Here is a 3,666-nt window from a genome sequence, read left to right on the forward strand (position 1 = left end):
AAATTCCAGTTGCCGTCGCCAAGACTTCCAGCGTTTGAACATGTGGTCGCGAAACAATTGTCTCGGGGCACCGCCATAAAATTCTTGACCTGCCCGGTACTGGGGGCTGTGTAACTGCAATTGTTCTTGCCTGCGTTTTGGACGTCCATGCCTTTTCTGACATTCGGCGCAGGCGGGTTGATGGCCGGATCGGTCTTGTAGGGGCCACCATTGTCGTAAATGTCGAAGCGCGTATTGATGCCTTTATCGACCGGAGGAATGTTGCCCGGACGGGTGGTCACCCCACTCTGGTCGTAGCAGGCGGGCGGATTGGTGACAGCGAACATTTCGGTAATCGCAGCCGTATTCTTGTCGCCCTCGGGTGACGACAGGAAGCCGTAATTGCCCGGACCGTATTGGGCGCTGTTGCCGCCAGTCTGCTCTTTCAGCCAGATCATCGGCTTCTTTGTTCCTGCTACGGCCGCCTGCAGATCGCTCAGGGACGTCGCGCTATTGGTGAAAGGATTGCAGATGAACATCGGCGTGAACTGACACAACGCGTTGGTGAATCCCGCCACCGCTTGTGGCCGAATGTCCATCTTTTCCGTGCTGCCGACGAGGCTGGCTGGAAAAATCGTCGCGAAGGCGCCCGCGCCGTCCGTCGCGCCTGACGCGTTCACGGTCACTTCGGCAAACCTGACAACCTTGGGATCGGTGCTGGCCCAGTTCTGGGCATTTGAGTCGACACCTGCGGCAGTCAGCGTGATGTCATCGCTCGCCGGAATCCCGGTCAGATAGGTGACCGTTACGTCAGCCAAGACGATTGGGTGATCACCTGATGTCGAAAACAGCGTACTGTTGGCCACGAGTGTGGTGACGGCCCGGTTGGCCCGGGTGATCGCATCCACATTGCCGTCGAGTTCCGCCGCGGCAGCAAGCGCCATCGCGTCAACACCCTTCTGCAGATCGTTATGGAGCCCATTGACTCGGCTCATATCGATGGCCAGCAGCGAAAAGCCGATAAGCACGGGCAGCATGATGGCCACCAGGATCATCGCTACGCCGCGTTGATCGTTCCAGAAGGCTCGAATGGTCCCCAACATGACCCTACTCTCTGCTTTCCTGCGCCAGGGCCCCTCGCATGCCCGGCGCCCTCCGCATCCTTCCGTTCAGCTCACTGCGACGTCGTCACACCAGACCCGCCGACATTGACCGTGATCGCCGGCGGTGGCGGCGGTGGCGGTGGAAATTTGTAGCTGTGGGCAACAGCGGCAGCACGCGCGCCGTCGCCTTCGATATGTGTATTCCGGGACGCCGGATTGAGCGGGTCGACCGTCTGCAGCATCGAATTGAATTTCTGCGTCTCGCCGGCGGCCAGGGTCACCGAATCGTAATGGTTCAGATAGTCCGCGGCGCAGCCCGACAGCGCACCGGCGCACAGAATGAGGATCAAGGCGCTATTTCTTGACATAGAGCATCTTGTCCTTCGATTTGAAGTCGAGCATGTGGCCATAGGGGCCGGTGACGCCGTCGCCCGTTTCATACTTTCGGATCATGTCTTTGTTCACTTCGAGCTGACCAAGCACGAAGAATTCCGGATCGTTGGCCGGCCTCGTCTTGTCGAACGGCGTCGCCAGTTGTTCGCCAGGCTTCACCGGCCGCACGATGTGCGGCGTGACGATGACCACCAGTTCGGTCTCTTCTTTCTGGTTGCTCGAATTGCGGAACAGCGTCCCGATAATTGGTACCTGGCCGAGCCATGGCACCTGGTTCTGCAGCTTGGTGGTCTTGCTGGACAGCAGCCCGCCGACCGCGAAGCTCTGGCCGTCGCGCAGTTCGACAACGGTTTCCAGCTTGCGGTTGGTGAAGATCGGATCGCCGGCCGTGGTGAAGCCGGTCAGGTCGCTGACCTCCGGCGCAAGGCTCATATGGATCTTGCCGTCGTCAAGTACGATAGGCGTGAACTGAAGATTGACGCCGAATTGCTTGTACTCGATCTGGACCTCGCCATCCTTGTTGACGCTGCGGATCGGTACCTGGCCGCCGGCGTTGAAGCTGGCTTGCTCGCCGGAAAGCGTGGTGAGGTTCGGCTCGGCCAGCGTGCGCACCACGCCCTTGGCCTCAAGTGCCTCGATGACCAAATCGACTTTGATGTTGCTGTCAATGACGCGGGTGATCAGCGCCGCGAAGGGGTTGCTGTTCGACAACAGGCCGGTGATAACATTGCCCGTTCCGGCTATCACATTGTCCTCGTCGACGGCGGCACTGCCCGTTCCGATGCGGGTCGTAGCATCGCCGTTCCTGCTCCTGATTGACACGCCGAGATCTCGGCCGGCGTTGCGCTTGGCTTCCAGCACGCGCACCTCCAGATTGACCTGCTGGCTGTCGTCGACGACAACGGAGTTGATGATGGCATCGGGACCATATTGCTGCGCAACTTCCATGATTGCCGCCAGCGTGGCGCCGTCCTTGACATGACCGCCGAGCCTGACCCTGCCATTGACCGAGCCCACTTCGATGCGCGATTTTGGCGCCACCTGCCGGATCGCCTGCGCCATGTCGCTGACATCGACGCCGACCTCGATCTGGAGGGCGCCGAGCGAGCGCTTCTCAGGCGAGAACAGATTGACCGTGGTGGTGCCGGCGCCCTTGCCGATGACATAAAGCGTCCGGTCGGTCATCGGCTGGGCATCGGCAATCTTCTCGTCGCCGACGACGATGTCACCCAGATTGGCACTCACCTGGACGGTAACCGACTGCGACATCGGCAGGAAGATACGATGAACGCTGGGGGTCGATACATCGATGAAGCGGTCGGCCGCATCGGCCGCCAGGCTCGACAGCAGCAGCGCTGCCAGACAAGGCAACGCGGCCGCCACCGCCATCCTCAACCAAGACCCCTGCATCCCCGTCTCCCCAATCGCTGCCTGTGGCAGCCCCATTTTATTAGCCGCACCTTATCATGGTTGTCGCGGCACGTCATATGTCTCGAGTTTTACACCCCGAAAAACGCCGACGGTCGCCCGTGCCGGCGGCTCGGGGGTCACGTATTTGACCACTTCCTTGACGACTTCCCGGACTTCGGGTGCAGACACCACGGCCGGAGCCGGCTTAACCTTGCTTAGATCGTCGAGCTTGCTTCCCACTCGCTCTACGGCCTGGGCGAGGCCGGCGATCTTGTCGTCCGCGCGTTTGCGCTCTGCTGCAGCCTCGGCTTCCGCTGCTGCTTTCCTGTCGAGTTCCGCCTGCCTGGCGGCGACGTCTGCCGGCGTTTCGCCGGTCAGGTCGGAAAGCGTCACCCGCTCGGTCGTCTCGCCCTTACTTGCCGCGGCCTGGCGAAGCGCCAGCGACAATTGGCCGGCGCCGGCTGCCAGGGTCAGCTTCTGCGCATCCTTGGTGCTGGCCTCGAGCGTCACCGATTTGACGACGGTCGGGCTATCCTTGCTCACATCGGCAACCTGGTCGACGGCAAGCACCTTCATGCTCTGCAGCAGCACGTCGACGAAACTCTTGTCGTCGCCGTCGCCGCGCTCGGTTCGCGTCAGCAAGACATCGACCCGGTCGCCCGGGAAAACAAAGCCGGCGACGCCGAGCACGTCATTGACGCGGATGGAAACGGCCTTCATGCCTTCGCCGCGCACCGCCGAAAGCGTGGCGCGCTGGCCGGGGCCGGTGATCTTGGTGGCG

At 61.4% G+C, this 3,666-nt stretch carries 4 protein-coding genes; all 4 read right to left on the minus strand.

Going from position 1 to position 3,666, the window contains the following annotated elements:
- A partial coding sequence (locus EN935_RS26335; RefSeq protein WP_127373767.1) for a pilus assembly protein TadG-related protein occupies positions 1 to 1,082 on the minus strand: 1,082 nt, incomplete at its 3' end.
- A 71-nt stretch (positions 1,083 to 1,153) separates the two neighbouring features.
- A complete protein-coding gene (locus tag EN935_RS26340) occupies positions 1,154 to 1,450 on the minus strand; it encodes a hypothetical protein (protein ID WP_126067904.1) in 297 nt (98 codons plus the stop codon).
- Positions 1,437 to 2,885 carry a type II and III secretion system protein family protein gene (locus tag EN935_RS26345; RefSeq protein ID WP_127262124.1) on the minus strand — a complete coding sequence of 483 codons (1,449 nt, stop codon included), beginning with the start codon at positions 2,883 to 2,885 and terminating at the stop codon, positions 1,437 to 1,439. Before EN935_RS26345 ends, EN935_RS26340 begins: the two co-directional genes overlap by 14 nt.
- A 54-nt stretch (positions 2,886 to 2,939) precedes the next feature.
- Positions 2,940 to 3,666 (minus strand): Flp pilus assembly protein CpaB (gene cpaB / locus EN935_RS26350; RefSeq protein WP_127373768.1); only part of this gene is annotated, 727 nt, incomplete at its 5' end.

Origin of the sequence: Mesorhizobium sp. M7D.F.Ca.US.004.03.1.1 (assembly GCF_003998635.1) — a bacterium.
GTDB lineage: Bacteria > Pseudomonadota > Alphaproteobacteria > Rhizobiales > Rhizobiaceae > Mesorhizobium > Mesorhizobium loti.

Coding starts and splice junctions, on each gene's coding strand:
- EN935_RS26345 (WP_127262124.1), bottom strand. CDS start 2,885: ATGCAGGGGTCTTGGTTGAGGATGGCGGTGGCGGCCGCGTTGCCTTGT.
- EN935_RS26340 (WP_126067904.1), bottom strand. CDS start 1,450: ATGTCAAGAAATAGCGCCTTGATCCTCATTCTGTGCGCCGGTGCGCTG.